At 37.8% G+C, this 26,460-nt stretch carries 23 protein-coding genes; 2 read left to right on the forward strand and 21 right to left on the reverse strand.

Features of this window, described 5'->3' with window-relative positions:
- Positions 1–9: 9 nt before the first annotated feature.
- The 15 genes from ACHZEU_RS09610 to ACHZEU_RS09680 form a co-directional block, all read right to left on the reverse strand.
- Positions 10–885, reverse strand: coding sequence for a DUF58 domain-containing protein (locus ACHZEU_RS09610; protein WP_048391972.1), 876 nt, complete (start codon positions 883–885; stop codon positions 10–12).
- A complete protein-coding gene (locus ACHZEU_RS09615; protein ID WP_048391973.1) occupies positions 882–1,877 on the reverse strand; it encodes a MoxR family ATPase in 996 nt (331 codons plus the stop codon). Before ACHZEU_RS09615 ends, ACHZEU_RS09610 begins: the two co-directional genes overlap by 4 nt.
- Before the next feature lie 11 nt (positions 1,878–1,888).
- Positions 1,889–3,328 carry a hypothetical protein gene (locus ACHZEU_RS09620; protein ID WP_048391974.1) on the reverse strand — a complete coding sequence of 480 codons (1,440 nt, stop codon included), beginning with the start codon at positions 3,326–3,328 and terminating at the stop codon, positions 1,889–1,891.
- A 12-nt stretch (positions 3,329–3,340) separates the two neighbouring features.
- On the reverse strand, positions 3,341–4,186 hold the full coding sequence (locus ACHZEU_RS09625; protein WP_048391975.1) for an ABC transporter permease: 846 nt from the start codon (positions 4,184–4,186) through the stop codon (positions 3,341–3,343).
- Entirely contained in the window at positions 4,183–5,118 is a 936-nt protein-coding gene (locus ACHZEU_RS09630; protein ID WP_048391976.1) for an ABC transporter ATP-binding protein, read from the reverse strand. The genes ACHZEU_RS09625 and ACHZEU_RS09630 overlap by 4 nt, the downstream gene beginning before the upstream one ends.
- The gene (locus ACHZEU_RS09635; protein ID WP_404804436.1) at positions 5,118–7,511 is read right to left on the reverse strand and encodes a hypothetical protein; all 2,394 of its coding nucleotides are present in this window, start codon (positions 7,509–7,511) and stop codon (positions 5,118–5,120) included. The genes ACHZEU_RS09630 and ACHZEU_RS09635 overlap by 1 nt, the downstream gene beginning before the upstream one ends.
- A gap of 161 nt (positions 7,512–7,672) precedes the next feature.
- Positions 7,673–8,560: a LysR family transcriptional regulator gene (locus ACHZEU_RS09640; RefSeq protein ID WP_048391978.1), complete on the reverse strand. Its 888-nt coding sequence runs from the start codon at positions 8,558–8,560 to the stop codon at positions 7,673–7,675.
- 68 nt (positions 8,561–8,628) lie between these two features.
- Positions 8,629–9,069 carry a cyclic-di-AMP-binding protein CbpB gene (gene cbpB, locus ACHZEU_RS09645; protein ID WP_004224640.1) on the reverse strand — a complete coding sequence of 147 codons (441 nt, stop codon included), beginning with the start codon at positions 9,067–9,069 and terminating at the stop codon, positions 8,629–8,631.
- A gap of 196 nt (positions 9,070–9,265) precedes the next feature.
- The gene (locus tag ACHZEU_RS09650; protein WP_048391979.1) at positions 9,266–9,505 is read right to left on the reverse strand and encodes a hypothetical protein; all 240 of its coding nucleotides are present in this window, start codon (positions 9,503–9,505) and stop codon (positions 9,266–9,268) included.
- A gap of 63 nt (positions 9,506–9,568) precedes the next feature.
- Complete coding sequence (gene fadH, locus ACHZEU_RS09655) at positions 9,569–10,336, reverse strand: 2,4-dienoyl-CoA reductase (protein ID WP_048391980.1); 768 nt, start codon at positions 10,334–10,336, stop codon at positions 9,569–9,571.
- A 151-nt stretch (positions 10,337–10,487) separates the two neighbouring features.
- Complete coding sequence (locus ACHZEU_RS09660) at positions 10,488–11,672, reverse strand: iron-containing alcohol dehydrogenase (protein WP_048391981.1); 1,185 nt, start codon at positions 11,670–11,672, stop codon at positions 10,488–10,490.
- Between the two features lie 15 nt (positions 11,673–11,687).
- Positions 11,688–12,449, reverse strand: coding sequence for a 3-hydroxybutyrate dehydrogenase (locus tag ACHZEU_RS09665; protein ID WP_048391982.1), 762 nt, complete (start codon positions 12,447–12,449; stop codon positions 11,688–11,690).
- 12 nt (positions 12,450–12,461) lie between these two features.
- A complete protein-coding gene (locus ACHZEU_RS09670) occupies positions 12,462–13,778 on the reverse strand; it encodes a GntP family permease (RefSeq protein ID WP_054549811.1) in 1,317 nt (438 codons plus the stop codon).
- Between the two features lie 63 nt (positions 13,779–13,841).
- On the reverse strand, positions 13,842–15,362 hold the full coding sequence (locus ACHZEU_RS09675; protein WP_048391984.1) for a CoA-acylating methylmalonate-semialdehyde dehydrogenase: 1,521 nt from the start codon (positions 15,360–15,362) through the stop codon (positions 13,842–13,844).
- Positions 15,363–15,377: 15 nt separating this feature from the next.
- Entirely contained in the window at positions 15,378–16,271 is an 894-nt protein-coding gene (locus tag ACHZEU_RS09680) for an NAD(P)-dependent oxidoreductase (protein ID WP_048391985.1), read from the reverse strand.
- A gap of 235 nt (positions 16,272–16,506) precedes the next feature.
- Between ACHZEU_RS09680 and ACHZEU_RS09685 the strand changes: the two genes are divergently transcribed.
- The gene (locus ACHZEU_RS09685; RefSeq protein ID WP_237899430.1) at positions 16,507–17,118 is read left to right on the forward strand and encodes a TetR/AcrR family transcriptional regulator; all 612 of its coding nucleotides are present in this window, start codon (positions 16,507–16,509) and stop codon (positions 17,116–17,118) included.
- A 46-nt stretch (positions 17,119–17,164) separates the two neighbouring features.
- Here ACHZEU_RS09685 and ACHZEU_RS09690 read toward each other — a convergent pair whose 3' ends face one another.
- From ACHZEU_RS09690 to ACHZEU_RS09715, 6 genes are all read right to left on the reverse strand, one after another.
- Positions 17,165–19,171 carry an EAL domain-containing protein gene (locus ACHZEU_RS09690; RefSeq protein ID WP_404804437.1) on the reverse strand — a complete coding sequence of 669 codons (2,007 nt, stop codon included), beginning with the start codon at positions 19,169–19,171 and terminating at the stop codon, positions 17,165–17,167.
- A gap of 29 nt (positions 19,172–19,200) precedes the next feature.
- A complete protein-coding gene (locus tag ACHZEU_RS09695) occupies positions 19,201–21,357 on the reverse strand; it encodes an RNA degradosome polyphosphate kinase (RefSeq protein ID WP_404804438.1) in 2,157 nt (718 codons plus the stop codon).
- Positions 21,354–22,901 carry a Ppx/GppA family phosphatase gene (locus tag ACHZEU_RS09700; RefSeq protein WP_048391989.1) on the reverse strand — a complete coding sequence of 516 codons (1,548 nt, stop codon included), beginning with the start codon at positions 22,899–22,901 and terminating at the stop codon, positions 21,354–21,356. The genes ACHZEU_RS09695 and ACHZEU_RS09700 overlap by 4 nt, the downstream gene beginning before the upstream one ends.
- A gap of 165 nt (positions 22,902–23,066) precedes the next feature.
- Positions 23,067–23,969, reverse strand: coding sequence for a chemotaxis protein (locus ACHZEU_RS09705; RefSeq protein WP_048391990.1), 903 nt, complete (start codon positions 23,967–23,969; stop codon positions 23,067–23,069).
- 65 nt (positions 23,970–24,034) lie between these two features.
- Positions 24,035–25,357 (reverse strand): MFS transporter, encoded by a 1,323-nt coding sequence (locus ACHZEU_RS09710; RefSeq protein ID WP_054549808.1) that lies wholly within the window; start codon positions 25,355–25,357, stop codon positions 24,035–24,037.
- A gap of 203 nt (positions 25,358–25,560) precedes the next feature.
- Positions 25,561–25,881, reverse strand: coding sequence for a helix-turn-helix domain-containing protein (locus tag ACHZEU_RS09715; protein WP_016992449.1), 321 nt, complete (start codon positions 25,879–25,881; stop codon positions 25,561–25,563).
- Between the two features lie 158 nt (positions 25,882–26,039).
- On the opposite strand from ACHZEU_RS09715, the gene ACHZEU_RS09720 reads away from it, so the two are divergent.
- Positions 26,040–26,432: a DoxX family protein gene (locus ACHZEU_RS09720; protein WP_259951165.1), complete on the forward strand. Its 393-nt coding sequence runs from the start codon at positions 26,040–26,042 to the stop codon at positions 26,430–26,432.
- Positions 26,433–26,460: the final 28 nt, after the last annotated feature.

Here is a 26,460-nt window from a genome sequence, read left to right on the forward strand (position 1 = left end):
CGGCTCACCTCACCTAATCCAATGTGCTTTTAATAATTGCTGGAAAATCGCATGTTGCAATCCATCTTCCACTTTCAATTGTAATTTTCGAACACCAAAGCGACGGCAAATGGCTTCAAATTCTTCTTCATGTAGTATGCGTCTTGCATGGTAGGACTCTAATACTTTAGAGGACATCGTCACATTCACATCATTACCTGTTTCACGATCAAGGAGACGTACATCACCCGAATAATTTGGTGACAGTTCTTCTTGCGTTACAATTTGCAAAATGCGAACATCTCCAGCATAGCGTGGTATCCTTTTTAATAGCTGTTCCCATTCCTCAATTGGCTCTAATCCATCTGTAACAATGAATAATACGGTACTATCTTTAGGTAAAGCTTTAAGTGCATCCTTGGCAAAACGATTAGAGTAATTAGCTTCCTCTATATCTGTTACTAGCTGTAAAAAAGCTCGGCGATACATGGTACCCTTCCGTCGAAATGGTGGCTTCACTTCATCTTGGACAAAAGAAAAGGATAGACGATCATCTCGACCTAATACCATCAGACCGAGGGAGGCCACAATTTGACGAGCAAATAACCACTTAGCATGTTGCCCCATTGATTTGGTAGCATCTAGTAGAATATGTACACGCATCTCTTGCTCATCTAAAAACCTTTTAATAAAGTATTTATCTGTACGAGCAAAGACGTTCCAATCCACTTGGCGTACATCATCTCCTAAATGGTATTCTCGAAAATCCGAGAAATCAAGGGATGCCCCGAAGCGTTGAGAACGGTGCGAGCCCTTATGTTGCCCGCGTAGTTTGGAGGCCGTCGCTACTTGAAAGCGACTGATTTTCGCTAACCAGTCTTCGGGCAATAAGTATTTTGCTGTCACTTGCTAATACCTTGCTGAACTTTTTCTAAAATAACATCAATCACATCGTCTGCTGTTTTTCCTGAAGCCTCCCCTTCATAATTCAACAGCATGCGATGACGTAAAACAGGCTTAGCAACAGATTTAATATCCGCTACAGAAACATGAAAACGACCATTCATTAAAGCTCTTGCCTTTGCCAATTTGATTAAGCTCTGCAAACCACGTGGACCACTGCCATACATTGCATATTGTTTAACCTCATCAAGCGCATCTGTTCTCTCAGGATGCGTAGCCACTACTAGATCAGTTGCATACTCTAGCATTTCATCAGCAACCATCACTTCCTTTACCATTTGCTGAGCTTGAATGAGAGCATCCGTATCCATCTGTTTCTGTAAACCAATTTCCTGGGCACCTGTCGTTCGCTTCATAATTTCCATAAGTTCGCTTTTTTCTGGATAGGGTACAAGAATTTTACAAAGGAAACGGTCCATCTGTGCTTCTGGTAATGGGTATGTTCCTTCCATTTCAATAGGGTTTTGAGTTGCCAGCACGAAAAATGGTCTCGCCATTTTTTTTGTATCCCCTAATATGGTTACCGTTTTTTCTCCCATTGCTTCCAACAAGGCACTTTGGGTTTTGGGTGTTGCGCGATTTATCTCATCAGCCAATACCATTTGACTAAAGATTGGCCCAGGTTGAAAGGTAAATTGCTGCTTCCCATCGGGTGTACGTTCAATCATGCTCGTACCTGTTATATCTGCTGGCATAAGATCTGGTGTAAATTGAATACGTGAAAACGACAGATCCAGTACCTCTGAAATGGTACGAATTAACATCGTTTTTCCTAAACCAGGTAAACCTTCTAACAATGCATGACCATCCGCTAATACTGCATACAGGGTATAATCAATTGCTTCTTCCTGTCCAACAATGAAGCGATGGATTTCTTCTTTAACTTGTTGTAATTTCGTACTCATATCTACATACTGTTGCTCTGTAAAGGCCATTTCTTTTCCTCCTACTGCGACTCAATTGACGTGAAATAAGATTGCACGACATTTTGTAAATCCTTCGGTAATTGTAAGCGCTCTGAACTCTCTAAATAGCTGTCTTTATAAGAGCCAATTACTTCTTCATAAGGTCGAATAGAACCTTTTGTTATCGGACCATTTCCTTGTTGCTCAGATACATGGGAACCATCTCCTAATGCGCCACCATCTACTGATGTCTCACTTGCCCCACCTATTCGATTCGGTGTCGTTAGCAAATTCCGACCGCCTTGGCCACTTCCTGCTCCTTGACCACCTTGTCCCTGACCTTGACCTTGGCCCTGTCCTTGTCCTTGTCCCTGTCCTTGGCCCTGTCCTTGTCCTTGTCCTTGTCCCTGGCCTTGTCCCTGGCCTTGGCCTTGTCCCTGGCCTTGGCCTTGTCCTTGACCATTGCTCTGGCCACTACCATTTTGCTGTTGAGAACCACTTTGAGCATTATTTTGACTAGACTGGCTTTGTTGATTACTAGGTTGGGAATTACCAGATGACTGTTGACTGTTTTGATTGTGGCTGCTGGCATTATTGGCACTCGCAATTGCATTTTGTAAGGAGTTACTTGCTGGTTTACCAAGTTTACTCATAGCAGTTTGTGTGGCATTTGCATTTTCTGTGAGCCCTTGCTGCATTTGGGCAAGCTCTTTTAGCTGCTCAACCTCTTCCTTCGATAATCCTTGGCCTTCTGTTGTGCCATCTTGACTAGCCGTTTGTTTATCCTTTAATTGCTGCTCCTTTAATGCTAGCTCCTTTTGCTTTTTGACAACTTCTCGTAAAGCTTCTTCTGCTGTTTCAGCCTCTTTTAAAGTATTTTGAAGTTCTTGCAATTGCTCCTTTACTTCTTTTGTTTCCGCCTTCTTCTCTAATTCAGCAACTTCCTTCTTCATATCTTCGATAACTGCTTGCTCCTTTTCAACCTCTATTGCTTCAATTTGCGTAGCTGCTGGGAACATATAAAGAATGGCTAGTACAACTGTTGTAATAAATAAACCGATAAACGCCTTTGGACGAAATAGATTTTTCTTTCGAGCCTTAAAGTCTGCGAAAGCTTTTTCAGCATTTTGGATAGCTTTCGATAATAATGATTGAACAAGAGGATCCTGATCATCTTTAAATGATAAAGCTGTCACTAATTCATTATGTGAGAAATAATGATCCAGTTTATGCAATGCCTCTTTCTCTTTGACCCGTTTCCACCAAATATAAGCAATGGTTGAAATAATAACGGTAATAAAGGCTCCTAACGCTATTTGGCGATAATATGGCCAGACAAATAGTCGGGAAATAAGTACGAGAGAAGCACTCGAAAGCAATGCCAAAAACAAACCGTATTGTGCAATGGGAATGCTCCTTTCAAGAGTTAATCTCGATTTTGCACGCTGAATATATTTTCGTAATTGCTTACGACGCTCCATACCAATTCCTCCTCATCGGTTACTTTTCATGTTGGCACGCAATTTTTTAATCGCAATCGTTAAACAAAGCACAATGATGAATACATAAGCAATTAAATAAGTAATCCATACAGGTAGTTCTACACCCGAAAGCTCTGCTAATGCATCCCCCATCTCTGGAGAAATAAGTGTCAGCATCAAGGCACCTGGATTAATAGATGCCCAGAAATAGGTCATAAAGGAGGCACCTGTTCCAATGGCATTGCCCATTTGATGAAAGGCCATTGTTAAAAAGAAGAAGAATGCTGTAATACCTCCTAAGAAAATGATTGAGCCGTATGTGGCAATCATGGCAACAATAGTCCTCTTAGTAATCGTAGAAAACATCACGCCTATACTACCTATTGCTACTACAGTGACTAAATAAAATAAAAATATAGAAATAAGCTGTGAAGGCGACACACCACCGAATAGAAACACTAGACTGTAAAGTGGTAATCCCGCTACCAGCATCAATACTAGAAATGCTACGGAGGATAGTAATTTTCCAATAACAATTTGTGTAGAACTTTGTGTCGTTGTTAATAAAATATTTAATGTTTGCTTTTCGCGCTCACTACTGATAGCACCAGCAGTCAAACTTGGTGTAATGAAAAGAACTAATGCCATTTGCAAGATGGTTAGCACAGCAAACATCATAAAGCTTGTCTCTGGTCTAAAGAAGCCTCTGCCAGTAAATTCAGTTGTAAGCAATAAAAACCCTGCAATGAAAATACACAGTACAGCTAAATAAAACATTAAACCTGAAAAGCTTTTAAAAGAACGGAAGCGTAACTTCAATTCTTTAACAAGTACTGGATTATCAAATCTTTCCATCATTGATTGTCCGCTCCCTTCGTAATCGCCATAAAGACATCCTCTAAATCCTTCTCTTCTTCACTTAATGCATAGATTGGTAAATCTGTAAGCATAGCTTTTTTTAGCAATGCCACCTGCTCAGCATTTGTTCCTCGATAGTTAAAGGCTATTTCTAAACGATTTTCAATGACATCAATTGATGAAATATGAGGATCTTCCTCTAAAAACGCTCGTACTGCATCCAATTGATCTGTCACTTTCAACACAATACGCTTTTCTCCTTGTAGCTGGGCCTGAATCGCGGCTACATTTCCATGTGCAATTAATTTACCATTATCAATAACACCGATTTCATCACACATCTCAGCAAGTTCAGGTAAAATATGCGACGAAATTAAAATTGTTTTTCCCATAGACTTTAAATTCCGTAAAATATCTCGCATTTCCACACGAGCACGCGGATCTAGTCCTGATGCAGGTTCATCTAGAATCAGTACCTTTGGATCATGGATGAGTGCACGAGCTAAACATAAGCGTTGCTTCATACCACGTGATAATAAATCAACATATTCATAGCGTTTACTTGTTAAATTCACTAGTTCTAATAGTTGTGGAATTAACACTTGACGCTCTGCTAATTGGATACCGTAGCTCGCTCCATAAAAATCTAAATATTCATCTACTTTTAACTGATCATAAACACCAAAGAAATCGGGCATATAACCAATTTGCTTTCGAACTTCTTTTGGTTCCTTCACAACACTTTTGCCATTTATCAGAGCATCTCCTGAAGTCGGTGACAATAGTGTAGCTAAAATAGAGAATGTCGTTGATTTCCCTGCTCCATTTGCGCCAACAAATCCAAATACAACGCCTTCTTCTAAAGATAAGTTTAAATGATCTAATGCTGTAAAGGAGCCGTATCGTTTTGTTAAATCACGAATTTCAATCATTATTTTGCCACTCCTTTCAGCTCTATGTCTGGTAACTTCGTTTGTTCTCCTGATGGATCGGGACCATATTTGATTTCAATTCGAAGCTCTCCATCTTGATTAAAGTATGTGGAAATCTTGTCTGTAAACACTTGCTTTGTATCGACTAAAGGCTCATATATATTCGTTTCATTATTCCAAATGGATAGCTGCATACGTGAGACATCCTTATTAGAAATTGTCAGCTCATTAAGTGATTCAACGGCATCCATGAATTGATCTGGCATGGTCATCGTTACTTCGTACAAACCTTCAGATAGGTACCATTTATTCAATTCTTCCTCGATCTTTTCATAATAGCCATTTGCTGATAGTGGCTCTACTGAATACGAGAAGTTATTACGCTTCATTGTAAATGGCCCTGTTAGCTCAACTTTTCCTTTAAATGGTTGAACAAGCATCGTAATCGGTGACATATTGGCACTTGTTTCTAATTCAACACCTACCACAGCTTGATCTGTCCAAGCTGTAAGTATTGGCTGGTTATCCTTTTCGACAAGCGGCAATGCTAAAGTTTTCATTCGTTCAATCCGCATTGGGTTTACCTCATCCTTTTTCGATGGGTAACTATAATTATAATTATTGAAAATAGATGGTTTTTGAAGAACCGTTGTTTTCAGTTCCTTATTTACCTGTAATGTTCCATTTGCTTCAATATCACCTAGTTTTACTTCTTTCACACCAGAGATTAATGTGACATCTTTTAATGCAAACGGGAAATTATTTTTAACTGTTCCTGTTAGTTTTTCATTTTTCAGTGTTATATCTATATCCATCTTCCCGATATTTTGTGCTGATGTTTTTCCACCAAAGGATTGCACAGACCAGTAGCTTAAATCACGTAATGTTAGTGTTGAACCGCTAGCATTTTCTTTTATATAAGAAGATTCATGTAATGGTCCCATCGTGCCTGTGAAGTTATTATAATTTCTTAATGCAACAGCAGTTGTATTTTGGTCAGCATTGACCACAAAGTCCCCACTACGATTCGTTAGAATGGACTCTACATAATAGCCATTTACACTATTGTCTTCATTTACTTTATAGAATGCAGATTGTTGAACTTGTGGCTGAACAATACGATCCTTCGCTCCGACAATAAAGAGAACAATGGAAAGAACAACAGAGATGGACGGTATTATCCACCATGCATGTTCACGCTTGTCCGCTTTTTTCAAGACAAAATAAAGAATTGGCCCGATTATTAAAATATAAAGAATAATGACAATTAGCATATAGCTCACTGATACTTCGAATGATGGAAATAGTTCATTAATGTTACGAAGTTCATAAGATATTTGATCGAGAGGAGATTGTCCCTGTCTCATCATTCCTTGCTGTGAAATACTTTGAATATTTATCACTTTGGCTAAAAGTGCTCCGTAGCCGTCCATAGAAGCAAGTGGTTGATCACCTAAAGAGAAGGTTGTTTGAATCACTTCCCCGCTACCCACTTTTTTCTTTGCTGCTAACACTTCATTATTTTCTGTTAATACAGGTAAACTTCCTTCACTACTAGTAGCTGAGTATACTGAAATCGGCTGTGTAAAAATGCCGCCTCCTGACAATTTAGTTAAAGCTTCTGCAGAAATCGCAGTCATTTCTTGTGATAATGACAAAGGTAAATACTCTTTAAAAACCCCTGCTGTAGCATTAATTTGGTCAGCAGCACCTAGAAGTAAGGTACCACCATCCTGTACCCATTTTAGTAATGCTTCTTGTTGTTTCGGTGTTAAATCAGCAATAGCCACTTCATCTACAACAATGACATTGGCCATCGCAAGTCCCTGCGAATCTTCTGGAAGTGTATAATCTTTTAATTGATTGATATTAAATACTTCCACATTACTTTGAGCTACAAATGTTGATAAACGTAATAGTGCAGAAAGACGATCACTTTTATCTGTTAATGTATAAATGAATGTTGATGAGGGGTCTAAAAAATTTGATTGCAGACGTTTAGTTCCCTTATAGGCAATCTTTTTTCCTTTTTCAATGCTTCCCTCATAAAAAGCAAATAAATCGGTGTCCGAATAACTATAGTCAGCTAAACCATCAAGATAGAAAGTAAATGTCTTTTCCTCTCCTGCTGCTATATCAATTTGAACGACAAGTGCTGAAGCTGCCTCATAAGAATTTGATGAATTAATCGCCATATCTCCTGAGAAGTCAGCTCCATTATTTTTCACTGTAACTTGGAGTGGTACTACTGATTGATATTTCGCTTTACCAGAAACACCCGCTGTTGCTTTCACCTCTAGCGTAGCAGCAGCACTTGCCTGAGTTGTAGGCAAGATAAAGCTCATTACCAGCATGACTAGTAAGGTCAGTGCCGTCCATTTTGTCTTTTTCAAAAGCTCAACCCCTTTTTATGTAAATAGATGGTTACATAATTATACGATTTATATTGCATTTTGTTCCATTTCTTATGTTATCTTCATTAATATTCATAAACTCTTAAGAATTCTACAATGCAAAAAGGCAACTCCAAAACAACCTGGAGCTGCCTGATTTTCTATTTAGTATAATCAAACAAACACCGTGCATGATCCTGCACTACTTCCACAAACGCCTCTACTTGTCTTAATTCAAAAGAGGATTCATAACCAATTAACCAAGTATCGCGTGTAAGACCAAACTCTTTTTCATCATTTGATAGAGGGATTTTGTGAATGGCATCGTGGTCATTTAACGTAATAGAAGGCAAGATCGCATAACCGATACCATTTAATGCCATTTGCTTGCAAATTTCAATTTGATCCACTAAAATTTGTTTTCTTGGATTCGAGGCAAAATGCTGCTGCCACCATTGCTGAATTTCTTGATAATAGTTGGAATCACTCTTATATTGAATAAATGGACGGTCTGTCTTTAACACATCTTCAATTGTTTTAACCTCTTTGTCCACTAAATAAAGAGTATCTCTGAAAAGGTGGATCTTTTCTCCTTTCCAGTCAACTTGGCCTCGTACAATGCCTACATGGGCCTCGCCCTCGTAAAGAGCCTTCACAATTTCAGAACTCCAGCCCGTCATCAGTGATATTTTAGCCTCTGGATATTTTGACACAAACTCCTTCAAGATTTTTGGTAGCCAGTTCTGACCAACAATGGATGCACAAGCTATTTTCAATGTCCCGTTTACCTTTGTCGTTAAGGATTGAATCGTTTCAAATATTTCTTCCTTTTTGGCTAGCATTTCCTTTGCATATGCAATAACTTGTTCACCAGCAGGTGTTGCTGTTAAACCTTTTTGTGAACGAATAAATAATTGTGCACCCCAGTCTTTCTCAATCGTTTGCAATCGTTGTGAAAGGGCTGGTTGGGATAAAAATAGACGTTCTGCTGCTTTCCGCATATTGCGTTCTTCAGCTAAGATTTTTAAAATTTCTGCCTCTGTTGCCATCAATCTGTAAACCTCCAATACAAGCAAAGAGGGCCTCATGATTTTCATCTGAGTTCCCTCTTAAGCTACTACTCTTTTTGATAAATATATTTTTTCAATTGCTTTAAAATAACACGTCTTGTTAATATCCCTGCGAATGTACCATCTTCGTCCACTACACATAAAAAGGCGTGGTTAATAACTAAATCCAAAGCACGCTGGAAAGTATCCGTCAGCTTCAATACAGCGATCTCTTTTTCCATAATAGAGTCAACCTTAATATCAGGTAGCTTTTCATATTCAATATGCTCAAGTCCAAGAATCGATTCGGTAATCATTTTCATGCTAAGTAAACCTTGAAGTCGATATTTCAAATCTAATACAGGTATGGACGAGTACCCTGTACGTGTTAGTACAAGGAGTGCATGTTCCGCACTATTTCCACTTTGTACATGCGCAACTTTTTCAGAGGAAATGATAAAATCACTAATTGGCATTGCTAATAAGTCTTTGCTGTTAGTTGAAATCATGAACTTCTTCTCCTTTTCTGTCCTCACTGTGTAGAACAGTCCTTCCCTTTCATCATATCACAACTTTTCTATGTATGACCATGACCAGGCCGAGAAGAGTTTTCATGAACAATGAATTATTTTAGCCTTTACAGCAAAAACTTAGAATATCTTCATCCAGTCAAGTTTTTCGTGACCGAATGAAGATGGTTCTTAACTAATAGCCAGCCTTACTCCAGTAGTAAAAAATCATGATCCCTAAAAAAAGTAAAAAAATTGCATAGACCCAAACAATAGGGTTCAACATCGTTGCATATTCTTCAACTGTTTCTGAAATAGGGGTATCATTTTCAGATTTCCGTTCAGAGGTCATTTTAGCTATTTTTAACGTATAAACAAACGAAATAGCAGAAATGATCACAATGGCAATAATTGCTGGTATTAACCACATACCCATCGGCAAAACTCCTTTCTTTACCCTTAGTATGCGTCAACCCAGCTATTCGTTATGCAAAGATTTTTAGAATGGATATTGATTGAGCCACTGCCCACCATCCAAAGTTACACATTCTCCATTCATATAACTTGCTTTATTAGACATCATAAATGTAGCTAAATCAGCAATTTCTTCTGGTGTTCCTATACGGCCTAGTGGAACAGAATCTAGTGTACGAGCTGCCGCTGCTTCTGATTCCCAAAGCTTATCGGCTCCACCAGTACGCTCGATCGGACCTGGTGCAATAGCATTAACCCGAATCCCATACTGTTTCCCCCACTCAACAGCTAGCGTTCTCGTCAATGATAGTACCCCTGCTTTTGCTGCAGCTGAATGGATCACACCTGCTCCTGCATTCCAAGCATACGTCGCTACCATATTTAATATAGACCCTTTGATCTTATTCTCAATCCAATACTTGCCTACTGCTGAAGAGCAATAGAATGTACCATTTAATACAATATCTACGACAGCCTTCCAGCCATTCGGTGATAAATCCTCTGCACGTACAATAAAGTTACCTGCTGCATTATTCACAAGCCCATCCACTTGACCAAATTTTTCAATAGCAAATGCGAGCATAGCCTCAGCATGCTCAGGTACACGTACATCCATTTGGAATGTCTCAATAGAGGGACCAGCCTCAGCTATAAATTTCTTTGCCTCTGCTAATCGTTCTTCGTTACGACCTGTTATGACAACATTAGCTCCCTCAGTTACGAACTGCTTTGCCATATACAGCCCCATACCACTTGATCCACCCGTAATAATAATCGTTTTCCCTTGCAACATTCCATTTCCCCCTTTGTTAAAAATGAATGGTGATTCACTAAAAGTTTACTATATATTCTCGAATATGTCATATTAATTCTATAGAATGCGAGTTTATTTTCTGAAAAAATATAAAAGAGCCATTCATTCAATGAATAGCTCTCCAATATCATTAAAACTCATACGTATAGGCAATTTTATATAGCTCCATTAACTCTTCTAAAGTTGGTATCTTCGGATTGTTACCAGGACTCCCACTTGCAAGTGCATCCTCAGCCATTTTAGGAATGGCCTGATAATAAGCATGCTCCTCGATTCCCCACTGCTTTAAATTGCCAATTTTCATATACTTACACATATCTTTAATGGACGTAATAGCAAGCTGAGCAAGTTCCTCTTGCGATAGACGTTCTTTTGTTTTATTAAAAAATTGTCCTAAATCTGCCAATCGATTTATACAAGCGTCTTTTGAATAATCTAGTACAGCTGGTAAAAGCATCGCATTGGAGATGCCATGCGGTACGTGGAAAAGTGCCCCAATCGGACGAGACATTCCATGTACAAGGGCAACAGAAGCATTAGAAAATGACAGCCCTGCCTGCATCGAACCCAATGACATCGCTTCCCTAGCATCAACATCATCTCCATATTCATAAACCCTTATGATGTTATTCACAATTAATTCCATAGCAGATAAGGCGAGCACATTCGAATAAGGATGAGCTAAACGTGATAAATAGCTCTCAATGGCATGGCTCAATGCATCTATTCCAGTTGCTGCGGTAATTGCTGGAGGTGAGGTAATGGTTAAAATAGGATCAACAATCGCTATAGTGGGCATAAAAGCTGGTTGCTTAATCATCATTTTCACATCACTTTTTGTATTGGTAATAACAGTGGCATCTGTTGCTTCAGAGCCTGTACCTGCTGTTGTTGGTATCGCAATGTGTGGAATTGGTGCTTCAGCTGCAACCTTTGCCATTTTCATATAATCTCCTATGTAGCCGCCATTTGTAGCCACTACTGCAATCGCCTTCGCCGTATCAATACAGCTACCACCACCAACAGAAATAATGACATCACAGTTTTCTTTCTGCAAAAGCTGCAATCCCTCTGCAACATACGTATCATCTGGCTCAGTTGTCACCCCTATATATGAAACGACGTCTATCCCTTGGGTCTTTAACAGTGTATGGCATTTCTTGATAAAGCCTAAACTGTCCATAATTGGATCACTAATAATTAATGCCTTTGAACCTAGTTTTTTCGCATACTCTCCTACTTCTTCAAATGAATCTCGACCATATACAATCGTTCCTGGAGAATGAACAGTAAAGATGGTTTTTGTTTGAATCATATTTTCCCTCCTAAGCTATTGAGCTGTATAGCCACCATCTAATAGTATGGCCTGGCCGGTTAACCCCTTTGCTACATCACTTGCTAAATATAATGCAAGTCCTGTAATTTCTGAGACATCAAGTAAACGTTTTTGCGGTACAAGTGGATATAACACTTGTTCAAGAACTTCTTCCACTTGAATACCCCGTGTCTGTGCTAAATCCATAAACTGATTACGTACTAATTCCGTGTCAACATACCCTGGACAAATAGCATTTACCGTAATTCCCTCTGTCGCCACCTCTAGTGCCGTTACCTTAGTAAGCCCAATCACACCATGCTTTGCTGCATTATATCCCGCCTTCCCAGCAAACCCAATGACGCCATTGATGGAGGCCATATTGATAATACGACCAAATTGATTTTTCTTCATATGTGGTAACGCATACTTCATCGCCACAAAGGGAGCAACGACCATCACTTTTTGCATTGACTCAAAAATTTCTGTCTTAAAATCCTCAATAAGCGACACATGTTGAAATCCTGCATTATTGATTAAAATATCTAATGTTGAGAATTCATTAATCGTAAAATCAATGGCTTCTCTTATGGCTTGTTCTTCTGTCACATCACATATATAGGAAGTTAAAGAGGGGTATTGTGCGACGGCTTCCTCAAGAAGCTGTTCATTTTTATCTGATATCACAACATTAGCCCCTTGCTCAGCAAATGCTTGTGCCATAGCAAGACCAATACCACGAGCTGCCCCTGTAATAAAAACCGTTTTTCCTTGCATACTTCATCCCTCCTACATCCCTAATGAGAATAATATGATTGCAAGTATTGTACCTATGATAGGGATAATAACCGTCAAAGCTCCAAATGGCATATATGCATCCTTATGCTTTTCATTACATACTGAATTGATGGTTGTCACAACATATCCTCCGTGCGGCAATGAATCTAGGGAACCAGATGCTATAGCGATTGTCCGATGCAACGCCTCTGTATCTACACCCATCTCGATATAATGCGGTGCTAGTAAGGGCATAGCAATTGTTTGTCCCCCTGATGCTGAACCTGTTAAACCAGCAATAACCGCAATTGCTAAGGCTCCTCCAATCAGCGGACTGCCAGGGATATTGGTCATTACATCAACAGTTGCAACAAAGGATGGTGTTGCTTTTACTACCCCGCCAAAGCCGACAACAGCCGCCGTATTTGCAATGGCAATAATAGCACCCATTGCACCTGCTGCTAATGTTGCGCCAACTGACTTTGCATATTTGTAACTCACTAAATAAGCAACGATACAGCCACTAGTTAAGGCTACAATTAAAGCAGAGGTTCCAAGTGAATCATGGAAAATATAAGAAATGACTAAAACAACTAATAATGGTATGAGACTCAAAAGGGGACTCGGAAGCTTTCTTGTTTCATCAGCTACTGGATCGGTGGAGCGCTCAATGAAAATTTCCCCATTGTTAACAGCGCGTTTAATCATCCAATTCAGCCAAAGCGAGCCACCAACGGCCATAAAAATAGCCACGACAATACTAACTTGCCAACCTGCATATGGAGTTGTACCAAGATATGGAATTGGTATCCAATTTTGAATCTCAGGTGAGCCTGCTGATGTCATCGTAAATGTGACAGAACCTAGGCCCAGTGCAGCAGGAATAAAACGTCGTGGAAAGTTTGCTTGTTTAAATAAACTAATAGCCATTGGATAAACTGAAAAGGCTACGATAAAAACTGAAACACCACCATATGTGAGTACTGCTGCAGCTAAAACTACAGCATATGTGGCATATTTCACCCCTATTTTTTCTACAATCCATTTAGAGACACTATCTGCAGCGCCTGTGTCCTCCATGACTTTGCCGAAAATGGCGCCCGCCATGAACATTAAATACCATGAACCAACAAATCCGGTGAATCCATCCATATAGCTCGTTAGAAAGTTGGCCTGATCTTTATCAGCTGTTTGAGGAAAAAATGCAAGACCGTTTGTTAAGGCTGCTAACAGCGCAGTTAACGGTGCTGAAATAAGTAGATTTACACCCTTCATTGTTAAATAAACTAATAATGCTAAACTACCAAAAAGACCAATATACTCTAACATTTACACCCCACCCATCCCCTTTTTTAGAAAAAGAGCTGTATAACTCTACAGCTCTAGGTTTTATTAGTCGTTATTGCTTGGGAATGAAAACGTGGATGCTGAGGAGGCATTGCCAGCCATCCAACGCTCTGAAATTGTCTTAGTTTTTGTAAAGAATCGTGCTTGATCTGGGCCAAACATATGCCCCTCACCAAAACGAGATCCTTTAAAGCCTGCAAAGTTATGGTAGCCAACAGGAATTGGAATTGGTACATTGACACCAACCATGCCAACATCAATTTCTGTTGTAAATTTTCGAGCTGCTAATCCATCATTCGTAAAGATTGTGACACCATTACCTAGCTCATGCTTATTGATAAGTGTAATAGCTTCCTCTAAGGAATCTACACGAACAACATTGCGAGCTGGACCAAATATTTCTTGCTCGTAAACTTCCATGCCTGGCTTTACATGATCTAATAATGTAGGCCCTACATAGAACCCTTTAGACTCTTTGACAATATCAAGTTCTCGTCCGTCACAAATTACTGAAGCTCCTTCGGCTTCCCCTCGATTAATTGCAGTAAGAATTGCTTCTTTTGATTGCTGAGAAATAACAGGGCCAAAATCTGAATCAGGGTTTGTATATGGGCCTACTTTCAGATTAGAAATTTTTTCCTTAAGAATATCCACTAGGCGATCAGCAGTATCCTTTCCTACAGGCATGATAGTAGATATTGCCATGCAACGTTGGGATGCTGCTCCATAAGCTGCACCAATAAAGGCATTAGCAACCTGTTCAAGATCCGCATCTGGCATCACGACCATATTGTTTTTACCACCACCAAGAGCCGTGACACGTTTACCGTACTTTGATCCTGTTTCATAAATATATTTAGCTACTGGTGTTGATCCAACAAATGAAATCGCTTGCACAGCTGGGTTTTCTAAAAGTTCATTGACCGCATCTTTATCACCATTGATTACTGTCCAAATACCATCAGGCAATCCCGCCTTCTTCCAAAGCTCACTAACATATAATGAAGTCATTGGCACACGCTCAGATGCCTTTAAAATAACCGCATTTCCTACAGCAATGGCCATACTCGTTTGTGCTAGAGGCACCATGATGGGGAAATTAAATGGAGAAATTGCTGCCACAACCCCTAATGGATATTTTGCAGAATAAGCATTTATTTGACCTCCAACATTTACGGAGTATTCTCCTTTCATTAAATGTGGCGCACCAATGGCTAAGTCAACAGATTCAAGTCCTCGTGTAATCTCACCTTTGGCATCTTCAATCGTTTTACCGCTTTCAGTACAAATGATTTGTAATAGCTCTTCCATATTTTCAGTGATAAGGTTACGGAACTTTAATACAATTTCTGCACGCTTAGCCACTGATGTATCACGCCAAGCCGGAAATGCTGCTTGAGCTTGCTCGATTGCATCTTGTGTTTCCTCTACTGTTGCAAGGGGTACCTTAGCAATGACTTCACCTGTTGTTGGGTTAAATACCGAACCGAATCGGCCACTTTTTCCTTCAACCAATTTGCCACCAATAAAATGTGTTAATGTTTTAACCTCTTGTGTCGTTGTCATATCCATTTCCTCCTCTTAAAATTGTTCTAGTTTACATTTTTCTTTTAAACTTAAATAAGCTGCAGACATATCTTTTTCTCCATAGCCCTGCTGAGCAATTTCACTATAAAGATCCACTAACTTTTCGCCGATTCGCAGCGATACGCCTGCTTCATCCGCCATTTCCTTAGCTAACTTCAAATCTTTTAATAGTAGATTTGTCGAAAAGCCCGGCTCATAATTATCATTTTTCATATATTCCAAATAATTACGTTCATAAATACGGCTTTGTCCATAACTATTATTTAATACTTCATAGAGCGTGTCTGCCTGAATACCCATTTTTTCGCCAAGTACAATCGTTTCAGCGACTGCCTCTGTGTAAAAGCCAATCATTAAGTTATTGAGTAATTTAATTCGCGTTCCTATACTTGAAGATGTGCCTAAATGATAAATATTTTTACCGACTATTCTGAATATTTTGCTAGCACTTATATAATCATCTGTGCCACCACCAACCATAATAGTTAATGTAGCATTGATAGCCCCTATGACACCCCCACTGACAGGCGCTCCCAAATAACGTAATCCCAAAGCTATAGCTTCTGTATGTAACGTATCATTCAATTCGGGATTAACAGTACTAAAATCAATCAGCAGGCACCCTTTCTTTGCATGTTGTAAAATTCCTTGCTCTGATTGATAAACCAATTCTACAACCTGAGGGGTAGGCAAACTTGTCATAATAACATCACATTTTTTCGCAATATCCATAGCTGTCTCAAGGCCGAAACCACCTGCTGCTGCGAATTGTTCCATTGCTTCCGCATTCGTATCGAAACCATATACCTGATAATCTGCTCTTAATAAGTTAATAGCCATCGGTAAACCCATATTCCCTAAGCCAATAAAACCCAATTTTTTCTTCATTGTGACCTCCCCATTCCTTGAAAATACAACAGAAAACTTGATGATATACTAGCCAACTTTCATTTTTTAAAGTAACATTAGTAACGAGATAACATCATTGACCGCAGTCATTGACTTCGGTCATTTAAATCATAATCAATCGAAATCCATCTCGTCAATTAAAAAATTAATATTTTCAGAATCTTTTTTACAAAAGATATTTTACAATATTTAATATAGGAGGTATTAGCTACCAATGGAAACACTCACAAGCAGACAGAAAAAGGCATTAGAAACACGTGAAAAATTATTGAAAACTTCTTTAGATTTATTTAACAAGCATGGTTATGAACATGTTTCTGTTGAACAAATTACAAAGGCATGTAATGTTTCAAAGGGTACATTTTATACACATTTCCCATCTAAATATGATGTTATTTTAGAAAAATTTAAGGAGCTTGATAATTTTTATCGTACAGTTGAAAAAAATATTGATCCCACATTACCAGCAAGTGAAAAAATACTCTTAGTGTATCAAGAGCAAATGAGATATTTAACCAATATTGTGGGAAAGGATTTATTACGTACAGTATATACGGCTGCTATGACAAACCAAGTAGAACAGGATCATTATTTAATCAATCCACAACGTAAGATTTTTCAGATAATGAATACATATATCGAGGAAGGAATTCAACATGGGGAATTTAGACAAGATGTTTCTGCTGCTACCATACAAACACTTATTCAGCGCTGTATGCGTGCGAATGTCTATGATTGGTTGATACATAGTGAAGACTTTGACCTAGCCTCTGAAATGTCGCAATTCACAGCAATTGTCTTAAACGGTCTTAAAAACGGCAAATAAAAAAGTAGCACTTCATCTATTTTGTGATGAAAGTGCTACCCGTTTTCTAGCTTACAAAATATTGTTGTACAATCGTTTCAACTGGTAATGGTTTATTATACAAATAGCCTTGCCCTTTTTGACAACGATGGCGTTTGAGAAAATCAACTTGTATTGGTTCTTCAATTCCCTCAGCAATGACCTCTAATCCTAAATTATGAGACATCGAAATAATGGCTTTTATGATGGCTTCATTTTTGTCATCCTTTGCTATATCTGCAATAAATGACTGATCAATTTTAATAATATCAATCGGATAACGCTTGAGATAACTTAATGAGGAATAGCCTGTCCCAAAGTCATCCACAGACACATAAACACCTAATTGCTTCAGTTCTGTAAGAATCGAAAATGTTTCATGTACATTTGTCATGGAACTTTCAGTAATTTCTACTTCTAATAATTCAGGCGGTACACCATATTTCTTTAAAGCTGTTTTAATTTTTCGGGCAAAATTTTCTTTTCTAAACTGTTTTGGGGATATATTGACTGCAATCCGTACAGGACGATATCCTTTCGATTGCCATTCTTTTTGGTAACGACATACCTCATCAATAATCCAATCACCAATTTCAATAATCAACCCTGAGGCTTCCGCAATAGGTATAAATTGTGCTGGTGATACAAAACCAAATTTACGGTTATTCCATCGTAATAATGCTTCAAAGCTATTGATGCTATTATTTGCTAAATCCATTTGCGGTTGTAGATGAAGACTTAGCTCATTAAATTCAATTGCTCGACGTAAATGTGCCTCCATTAATGCTTCGTTTGGAAAAATGGCCGTCATATCTTCACGGTAGTAGCGATAATGTGAACGACCATGTTCTTTAACAGAAAATAAAGCTTTATCTGCTTTCCGTACAAGTGTCTCGATATCTTTACCATCTGCTGGGCTAAGTGAAATCCCAATCGATACGCTAATAAAATATTCCTGTCCATCTATCATAAATGGCTGTTTTAATACGTCCATAATCAAGTTTGCAGTTCGTTCAATTTTTTGGATGGTTGCATCTTTTAGCACAAAAATAAACTCATCACTATTATATCGATATAGCGAACACTTTGAGTAGCAAAGCTCCCGTAACCTATGACTAAACATACGCATCAAATCATCTCCCTTGCTCTCGCCAAGGGATTCATTAAACTTTTTAAAACGGTCAATGTCAACTAAAATAAGAGCGGCTTGCTTATGCTCTTGCTTTTTATCATTTAAATGCTGTAGCCAATGCTCCTTAAAAGCTTTTCGATTCCAAATACCTGTTAATTCATCCATTAGTGCTAGGTAATAGAATGCTTCATGATCATTCATAAATGAATTAGCATCTTTAACAAATAGGTGGACACCCACAACTTCACCATTATAATAGGTTGGATGCGTTCTTAAATAAAAGGGCTCTTTGCTTAGTAAATCACCTTTCAATAAGCATTTAGGCATGCCAAACGCTGAACCTTCGATTGTTTTGGTAAATAATAGTTTAAACTCATTGAGATATTTACTTTCGAGTAATGAAAAAATATCTAGTCCAATTAGACTGTGCTGCTCTCTCGATAGTGTAGCAGTAGCAGCAATATTTTGATGAATTATTCGACCTTGTAAATCTGTCGTTAACACTGGACTTATATGTTGTTCAATGAACTGTAAATAGGGATTTTCTTCAAATGGTGTCGCTCGAAGAATAATGGCAACTATTGATTCAGAAAAGTGCTGAACATGAAGCATAAATGTTTTCTCTTGATGACCGTTACCTAATTTTAGAGTATGCTGTTTATTGATTTCTTCAATTAGAAATCCCGACAATTGCAGCCAGCATTGCTTAGTAAAAAAGTTCTCAGCGTTTTTGGCTGTTATATCCTCCAGCTCAATCATTGACGATAGCTTTTCATTAAATTCAACGACCTCAAACACTGTCTTATCAACTTGTCTCAAACAAATGATTGCATCAAATGGATTCAGTTGCATGAGCTGTTGATATTCTGCAAATGGCGCTACATTTTCTCTACATTTTTTCATTCTATCCCTCACTAAGTAGCGTGTTTGCTCTATTCTTCGTCTAGCGTAGGCTTTAATGCATCCTTCAAGAAAATTTCCTGGCTATTTAATGGATCTTCGCTACGATCAAACTCTTTATAATGATACTTACCATTAGAGTCTTGAATACGGGCTTTGGCAGTATCCATTAATTGTGCATTCATTATGTCAATAATACGAGTTTTTGCTTCACTTGCATATACAGGGAATAAAATTTCCACACGTTTAATCATATTGCGTGTCATCATATCTGCAGAGGATAAATATACTTTATTTTCCCCATTATGATGGAACCAATAAATACGAGAATGTTCAAGGAAACGACCAACAATACTTGTTACGGTAATGTTCTCACTAATACCTGGGATTCCTGGTCTAATACAGCATATACCACGAATAATAAGCTCGACCTTTACACCCGCAATCGATGCCTCATAAAGCTTCATCATTAAATCTTTGTCTGTCAATGAATTCATTTTTGCACGAATAAAACCATTTCCAAATTTTTTATGACAGGCAATTTCCTCATCCATTAACCGAATAAACTCATCGCGTATATCAAATGGTGCAACGACTAAATGATTAAAGGTAGGCTTTTCTGTATAGCCACTTAAGTAGTTAAAGAAATTTGTCGCATCAATGCCAAACTCTTTATCTGTCGTTATTATGCCCATATCCGTATAAATTTTTGCAGTAGCATCATTATAATTTCCTGTACCCAAATGGACAAAACGTTCAATTTTGCCGTTACGACGACTAACGACTAGCGTGATTTTTGAGTGCGTTTTTAAATTATTCATCCCATAGATCACAAGACAACCTGCTTGTTCTAATTGTTTTGCCCAGTGCACATTGTTTTCTTCATCGAAGCGAGCCTTTAGCTCCACTAATACCGTTACTTGTTTACCGTTTTCAGCGGCAAGCTTTAACGCTTGAATAATCGGTGAATTCCCGCTTACTCGATATAATGTCTGTTTTATAGCCAACACATTTGGGTTGACAGCGGCCTCAGAAATAAAATCAACAATAGGGGCAAAAGATTCATATGGATGATGGAAAAATATATCCTGTTGAAGTGCTTTTTCAAAAATATTTTCGTCAGACTGTAAATCTAAAGGTGGCTGTGGGATAAAGCTTTCATATTCTAAATGCTCACGACCTACTGAAATACCTTTCACAAAAGAGAACATAAACGTTAAATCCAAAGGACCATCAATATGGAATACATCCGATTCTTCTATTTCGAATTCATCTAGTAAGTATTGCAGCACTTCCTCGTTCATTTCTCCAACTCGAACTTCTAAACGGCTTCCTACTCCCCACTTTCGCTTTTTCAGCTCTTTTTCGATCTCCACGAGAAGATCTCGAGCCCCTTCTTCATGGATAGTTAAATCTGCATTTCTTGTTAAGCGGAAGGCTTGTGCTGATTTTACGCTATAGCCATAAAACAGCTTTTCAATATGCGCTACTATCACATCCTCCAATAAAACTACAACTGTCTTACCTTCTTCGGACGGTACTTTTATATAGCGATCTAACACAGATGGAACTTGGACAATCGCCACTTTTTCACGACTTTCAAGATCTGACTCATCCTGCTCTAACAGCACTAGTAAATTCAAAGTTTTACCAAGCAAAGTTGGGAAAGGACGATATGCATCCACTGCAACAGGGGTTAAAACAGGGAAGATAGTTTCTGCAAACATTTCATTGATAAATGATTTTTGCTTGCTATTTAAATCTTTCATGTCCGCAATATGTACATTATGTTGAGGTAGTAAATCATAGATTAAATGTCTATACACCTCAGTTTGTCGACGCACTAATGCTTGTGTGCGTTCTGCTATTTTGGCCAACTGTTCCTTCGGCGTTAAGCCAGATTTGTTTTCGGGCTTATGAAAACCAGCACGTACCTGGTCCTGTAAGCCTGCAACACGAACCATAAAAAATTCATCTAGATTGGAACTAAATATAGCTAAAAATTTTAAACGCTCGAGCAGAGGATTATTAATATCCTCTGCTTCCTCTAGCACGCGTTCATTAAAGGCAAGCCAGCTTAACTCACGATTATTATAATATTGAGGCTTTGCAATTTCCTCTAACAATAGATTGTAGTTTTCGGAGAACTCTTCCCCATGTAGCTCGTTTTTCGTTACTTCAGTTGTCATCCATTGTTCCACCCTTCTTCAATAAAATTGATCTTCATTGGGATTTTTAATGCACGTTCTAAATGCTTTCTATGTCGATTGGCTTGATACTTTTCAGCCGCAGCATTCTTTTTTACATAAATATTAAGCTGAACATGATCTTCTTCGGTGTGCATTTCAATAGCATGTACTATATTGCGTTTTGAAACATTTAATGCATAGACAAATTTTAATAACGCTCCGAAATCTCTTATTTTACGATGTTCCTCCCGACTCATCCATGTAGCAAATGGAGCAGCAAATCGTTCGAAATAATCTTTATTTTTATAGGAGGCAAGAAGTGCTAGTTTTACTCGTTCTAAATGATTTAAACCATCAATGGATTGATTCGCAATTAAATAAAAAGTATGTTGGCTTGAAGAGCTTAATTCGATATACTCTCCTATATTAAAAACCTTCGCCGCTTTTGCTAATAAATGCAAATCTTCTGGATGATATTGCAAGTAGCCTAAATGACAACATTCACGATACAATTGGTCTGCTAAATGCATTAAATAATCTACTTCCACTTCACTCCGACCATACTGACGTGCTAATCTTCTAGCATTTCCTTCAAATACATTATATTTATCAAACGCCTTTGTATCTGTTTGCAAAATCCGTTGAATAATGAGTCCCTCACGTAAACCTCGCTTTGTCAGTTGGAAGGTCTCACTACCAACTACCTCCATCAACACTCTAAATACCTCTAATGCAGGTACAATGATATCTGCACGGTCAGATGAGAGACCATCCAATTGTTTCAATTCCTGAAAGCTTAATTGCCCTAAAAATAAGCTTAAATCATCCAAATTTTCCTTTGTCATTTCATAACCATGTACGCTGGCAATAGGATAATCATGCTTTTGTTGATGTATTTGAGCAATATTACGCGCACTACCACCAATTGCGATAATAGGTAGAGCAACATTTTTTATCCAAGGGAGTGTTTGGAACTGCTCTTTGACAAAGGCAAGAAGCTCTTTTTTCTCACTACTATTGATAATGTCACCTTTAACAAAACGTTGCTTTAAAGAAACTGTCCCAAAAGGGAAACTATGTGATTGCTGAATTTCTTTATTTTCAAACAGCGTAATTTCGGTACTACCACCACCGATATCGATTGTTACGGCCGATTTCGTACCCATGGAATAAGCAACAGCAACGTAGCCAAAATAGGCCTCTTCCTCTTCTGATAAAAGCTCTATTTGGATACCAGTCCGTTCTTTCATTTCCTCTATAATTTTGTCTCGATTAGTGGCTTGTCGAATAGCCGCAGTCGCAGCAGCTTTTACATCTGTTACTTCAAAATCCTCAAGCATGGCTTTAAATGTTAATAAAGTTTCTGATAACACTTGAATACCTTCATCAGACATCTCTCCTGAGGGCTGTAAATATGTACGCAAACGTGCTACCGTCTTAATATTTCCAAGCTCACGAAGTCCCTCTTCATTATCATATTGATATAATACTAATCGTATAGTATTGGAGCCGATATCAATAATAGCTGTTTTTAATTCATTCAAATAATCACATCCTTCAAGCATCTACCATTTATTTTGTTCATAATATTTGGACATATACAAAAAAATCGGACCCTCTTAATTAAGGCATCCGACTTTACTTTCATTTATTTATACTTGCAGGATACCCATTATTAAAATTGAGAAGTATCATGTAAGCCATGGTGATTACAGAATAAGTTGGTCAACACGTAAAATGAGCTCTGCAATTTCTGGCTTACTTATTTGATCCTCAGCCCCTACTTGATCACCTTTATGACGAAGGTCATCTGTAATTAGACTTGAAAAAATGATAACAGGAAGCTTTTGAAGATCGGGATGCTCTTTGATTTTTCGTGTTAAATGATGGCCATCCATTTGTGGCATTTCAATATCCGTTACCACCAATTGAATATGCTCTGCTATGTCACTACCACTCTTTGCAATTCCCTCTAAGTATTCATAAGCATCGCGGCCATTTTCAAAGAATTCAACATTGTCATAACCAGCTTCACTCATAGTATCAAACAGTAATTTACGTAATAACGGTGAATCTTCTGCAATTAAAATTCGCTTTCCAGATCGCTCACGTTTACCGAGCTTTTTAACAGATTCCACACTAATTCCTGATGCAGGATTGATATCCACCATAATTCTTTCGAAATCTAGTAATAGAATCATTTGCTCATTCTGTTTAATCACACCAATTACTTGTGATGTACCCCCTTGATACATATCTGAAGGCTTTTCGATTTGATTCCAAGAAATACGATGAATTTGTGTTACATTATCTACATGGAAAACGACACGTTGTTTATTAAATTCTGCGACAATATATTTTTGTTGTGGATTACGCTCAGCACCTTGAATTCCTAATACTCGTAGCATATCTACAACAGGTAATACCTCACCTCTTAATTGAATGATTCCTTCTACATGCGGGTGCGCGTGTGGGATAAACGTTACTGGGATCGGTTGAATAATTTCTTTTACTTTAATAACATTGATGCCAAACTTATTGTTTGCTACTTCAAATTCAACAATCTCTAGCTCATTTGTGCCACTTTCTAATAATATTCCTTTATGTTCCAATGCAACCCCGCTCCTTTCTCTACATCTGTTTATAATTCAATTGTATCATAGGCAATACATTTCTCCTACTTGCTATTTCCATTTTTATCATTAACTTTTAGATGTACCAATAGACCAACGACAGTCATAACGATCAACGTTGATAATGCTACACGACTAGCAATAGTACCATAATCCTTCATCCATAATGTAACAGTTCCATATATAGCTGGACCAATAATGGAGGATACTTTACCTGAAAAAGCAAACAACCCAAAAAATTGTCCACGTTTTTCGTTCGGTGATAATTCAATAATATATGTCCGAGATGTCACCCACATTGAGCCAAGTGATATACCAAATAGACTACCAGCAAGCCAGAACATCCATTGTGCTGAAGCAAAAACAGCGAATACCAAAGCAACAATCATAATAAGTGCAACAATTGTAATGGCACGTTTAGCGCCTATTGATTTCGTAATATACCCAAAGGCAAGTGACCCAATGATTGTTGAGACAGTAGAGACCAAATAAAGTACGATAAATTGTCCAGAACTAAAGCCAACAATCGTTGTCGCATAAACAGCCATCATAGCAATCGTTGTAGCAATGGCATCATTTAGAAAGAAATAAGCAATCATAAAGGTAAAGATTGCTTTATATTGCTTCATATCTTTAAATGTTTGAATGATTTCTTTATAACCATCTAAAAACTTTAAGGACTTTCGTTGGGACTTTGGGATCGGTGTATCTTTATTAATTAAGAATAATGGCAATGAAAAGAGTAGATACAGAATGGCTGTTGGGATAAACGCTCGATGAAAATCGCTGTTACCAACATACAAGTAAACAAGTAATCCAAAAAGTGTACCAAGATACCCGATTGCAACACCATACCCTGAAATGAGTGGCATCTCTTCTTTTGTCCCTAGATCACCCATCATAGAATCGTAAAATACTAAACTTGAATTAAAGAAAAATTTTGCTATGACAAAACTTGCAACTACCAAAAATAAACTAAGAGGCACACCAGAGTAATTGACAGTGGTTTGTACATTAGCAAATATTCCCATCATAAATGTAAATAGAATAGATATGGATGCAAACCATACAATAAATCTCTTTTTATAACCTGTGTTATCAATCCACACACCGAAAAGGGGTGAAAAGATAACGAGCAACAAGCTTGCAATGGCATTTGCATAAGATATAAAGGTGCTCGCAACTTGTTGCATGACTTCATTTGTTCCTAAAACCTCATCCATGTAAAAGGGAAAAAATATTGTATTTATATTTGAAGAAAAAATTGTATTCGCAAAATCATAAAATGCCCATGAAAGTATCGGTAATGATAAATAAATGGCTAATTGACTTCGATGTTGTACGTCTATAGCTGTACTCTTCTTCATAAAACCCTCCTCTCCATTCTCTATAATAAACAATTAATTTCTCTCTGAAATAAAAAATACCTTTTTTTAAAGAAAATTAATATTATTTACAATATAACAGTAAATTCACTGAAAAATAACTGCCAAATGGTCGATAATTGAACGCTTATTTTCTGTGTAAAACCAAAAAAGGTATTCAAGCCCCTCGCTTGAATACCTTTTTATCATTCTATATCTATGGTTACCCATTCAGAGGACCATTGCTCAATCGCTTTTAGCACAGGTGCAATAGCATAACCCTTTTCTGTAAGTTCATACTCAATGACAACTGGTGTTGATGGAATTACTGTACGTAGCACTATTTGCTCAGTCTCTAACTCCTTTAAACGTTCTGTTAATACACGACTACTAATATTCAACTGATTTTTAATGGTCGAATACCTTTGCGGACCATCTAATAGCTGATAAATAAGTAGCGTATTCCAACGATGATTTAATATCATGAGTGCTTTTTCAAATCGCGGACAAATATTTTTTTGATCCAAATGACTTCCCCCCTTTGTATATTAGTTCCTATTTAAGAGTATATCACTTTTTAAAAAAACTTGTTCTAAAAATACATTAAGTTACTTGACAAAAGTTGTTTTTAAAAATAAACTAAGTTACGAATTGTAAGCAAAAAAAGATAAGGAGTTACTTTATTATGCAAAATATTGGTTCAACAATTTTACGTATCGTTCTAGGCGTTATTTTTGCAGTGCATGGTTTTCAAAAATTTCAAGGTGGCATTAGCTATACAGCTGAATTCTTTGATAGCCTAGGTATACCAGGATTTATGGCGTATATCGTGGCAATTATTGAATTAGTTGGTGGAATTGCAATTATTTTAGGTTTAGCAACAAGAATATTTGGTGCTTTATTAACCATTACAATGATTGTGGCGATCTTTACAGCAAAACTTAGCATCGGCTTTATCGGGGCAGATGGATTGGCTGGTTATGAATTAGATTTAGCTTTAGGTGCAATAGCTCTTTACTTTACTCTCGCAGGCGCATCCAGCTTCTCACTGGATTCTCAACTTTTCGGGAAAGAGTAAAACAAAAAAACCTGAAGATCTCCCATTT

This window comes from Lysinibacillus sp. S1, from assembly GCF_044986265.1.
Lineage (GTDB): Bacteria > Bacillota > Bacilli > Bacillales_A > Planococcaceae > Lysinibacillus > Lysinibacillus capsici.

Excerpts from the sequence above, each read along its gene's own strand:
- ACHZEU_RS09615 (WP_048391973.1), bottom strand. The coding sequence starts at position 1,877 with ATGGCCTTTACAGAGCAACAGTATGTAGATATGAGTACGAAATTACAA.
- ACHZEU_RS09620 (WP_048391974.1), bottom strand. The coding sequence starts at position 3,328 with ATGGAGCGTCGTAAGCAATTACGAAAATATATTCAGCGTGCAAAATCG.
- ACHZEU_RS09625 (WP_048391975.1), bottom strand. The coding sequence starts at position 4,186 with ATGATGGAAAGATTTGATAATCCAGTACTTGTTAAAGAATTGAAGTTA.
- ACHZEU_RS09630 (WP_048391976.1), bottom strand. The coding sequence starts at position 5,118 with ATGATTGAAATTCGTGATTTAACAAAACGATACGGCTCCTTTACAGCA.
- ACHZEU_RS09640 (WP_048391978.1), bottom strand. The coding sequence starts at position 8,560 with ATGGCAACAGAGGCAGAAATTTTAAAAATCTTAGCTGAAGAACGCAAT.
- cbpB (WP_004224640.1), bottom strand. The coding sequence starts at position 9,069 with ATGATTTCAACTAACAGCAAAGACTTATTAGCAATGCCAATTAGTGAT.
- ACHZEU_RS09650 (WP_048391979.1), bottom strand. The coding sequence starts at position 9,505 with ATGGGTATGTGGTTAATACCAGCAATTATTGCCATTGTGATCATTTCT.
- fadH (WP_048391980.1), bottom strand. The coding sequence starts at position 10,336 with ATGTTGCAAGGGAAAACGATTATTATTACGGGTGGATCAAGTGGTATG.
- ACHZEU_RS09660 (WP_048391981.1), bottom strand. The coding sequence starts at position 11,672 with ATGATTCAAACAAAAACCATCTTTACTGTTCATTCTCCAGGAACGATT.
- ACHZEU_RS09665 (WP_048391982.1), bottom strand. The coding sequence starts at position 12,449 with ATGCAAGGAAAAACGGTTTTTATTACAGGGGCAGCTCGTGGTATTGGT.
- ACHZEU_RS09670 (WP_054549811.1), bottom strand. The coding sequence starts at position 13,778 with ATGTTAGAGTATATTGGTCTTTTTGGTAGTTTAGCATTATTAGTTTAT.
- ACHZEU_RS09675 (WP_048391984.1), bottom strand. The coding sequence starts at position 15,362 with ATGACAACGACACAAGAGGTTAAAACATTAACACATTTTATTGGTGGC.
- ACHZEU_RS09680 (WP_048391985.1), bottom strand. The coding sequence starts at position 16,271 with ATGAAGAAAAAATTGGGTTTTATTGGCTTAGGGAATATGGGTTTACCG.
- ACHZEU_RS09685 (WP_237899430.1), top strand. The coding sequence starts at position 16,507 with ATGGAAACACTCACAAGCAGACAGAAAAAGGCATTAGAAACACGTGAA.
- ACHZEU_RS09690 (WP_404804437.1), bottom strand. The coding sequence starts at position 19,171 with ATGAAAAAATGTAGAGAAAATGTAGCGCCATTTGCAGAATATCAACAG.
- ACHZEU_RS09695 (WP_404804438.1), bottom strand. The coding sequence starts at position 21,357 with ATGACAACTGAAGTAACGAAAAACGAGCTACATGGGGAAGAGTTCTCC.
- ACHZEU_RS09710 (WP_054549808.1), bottom strand. The coding sequence starts at position 25,357 with ATGAAGAAGAGTACAGCTATAGACGTACAACATCGAAGTCAATTAGCC.
- ACHZEU_RS09720 (WP_259951165.1), top strand. The coding sequence starts at position 26,040 with ATGCAAAATATTGGTTCAACAATTTTACGTATCGTTCTAGGCGTTATT.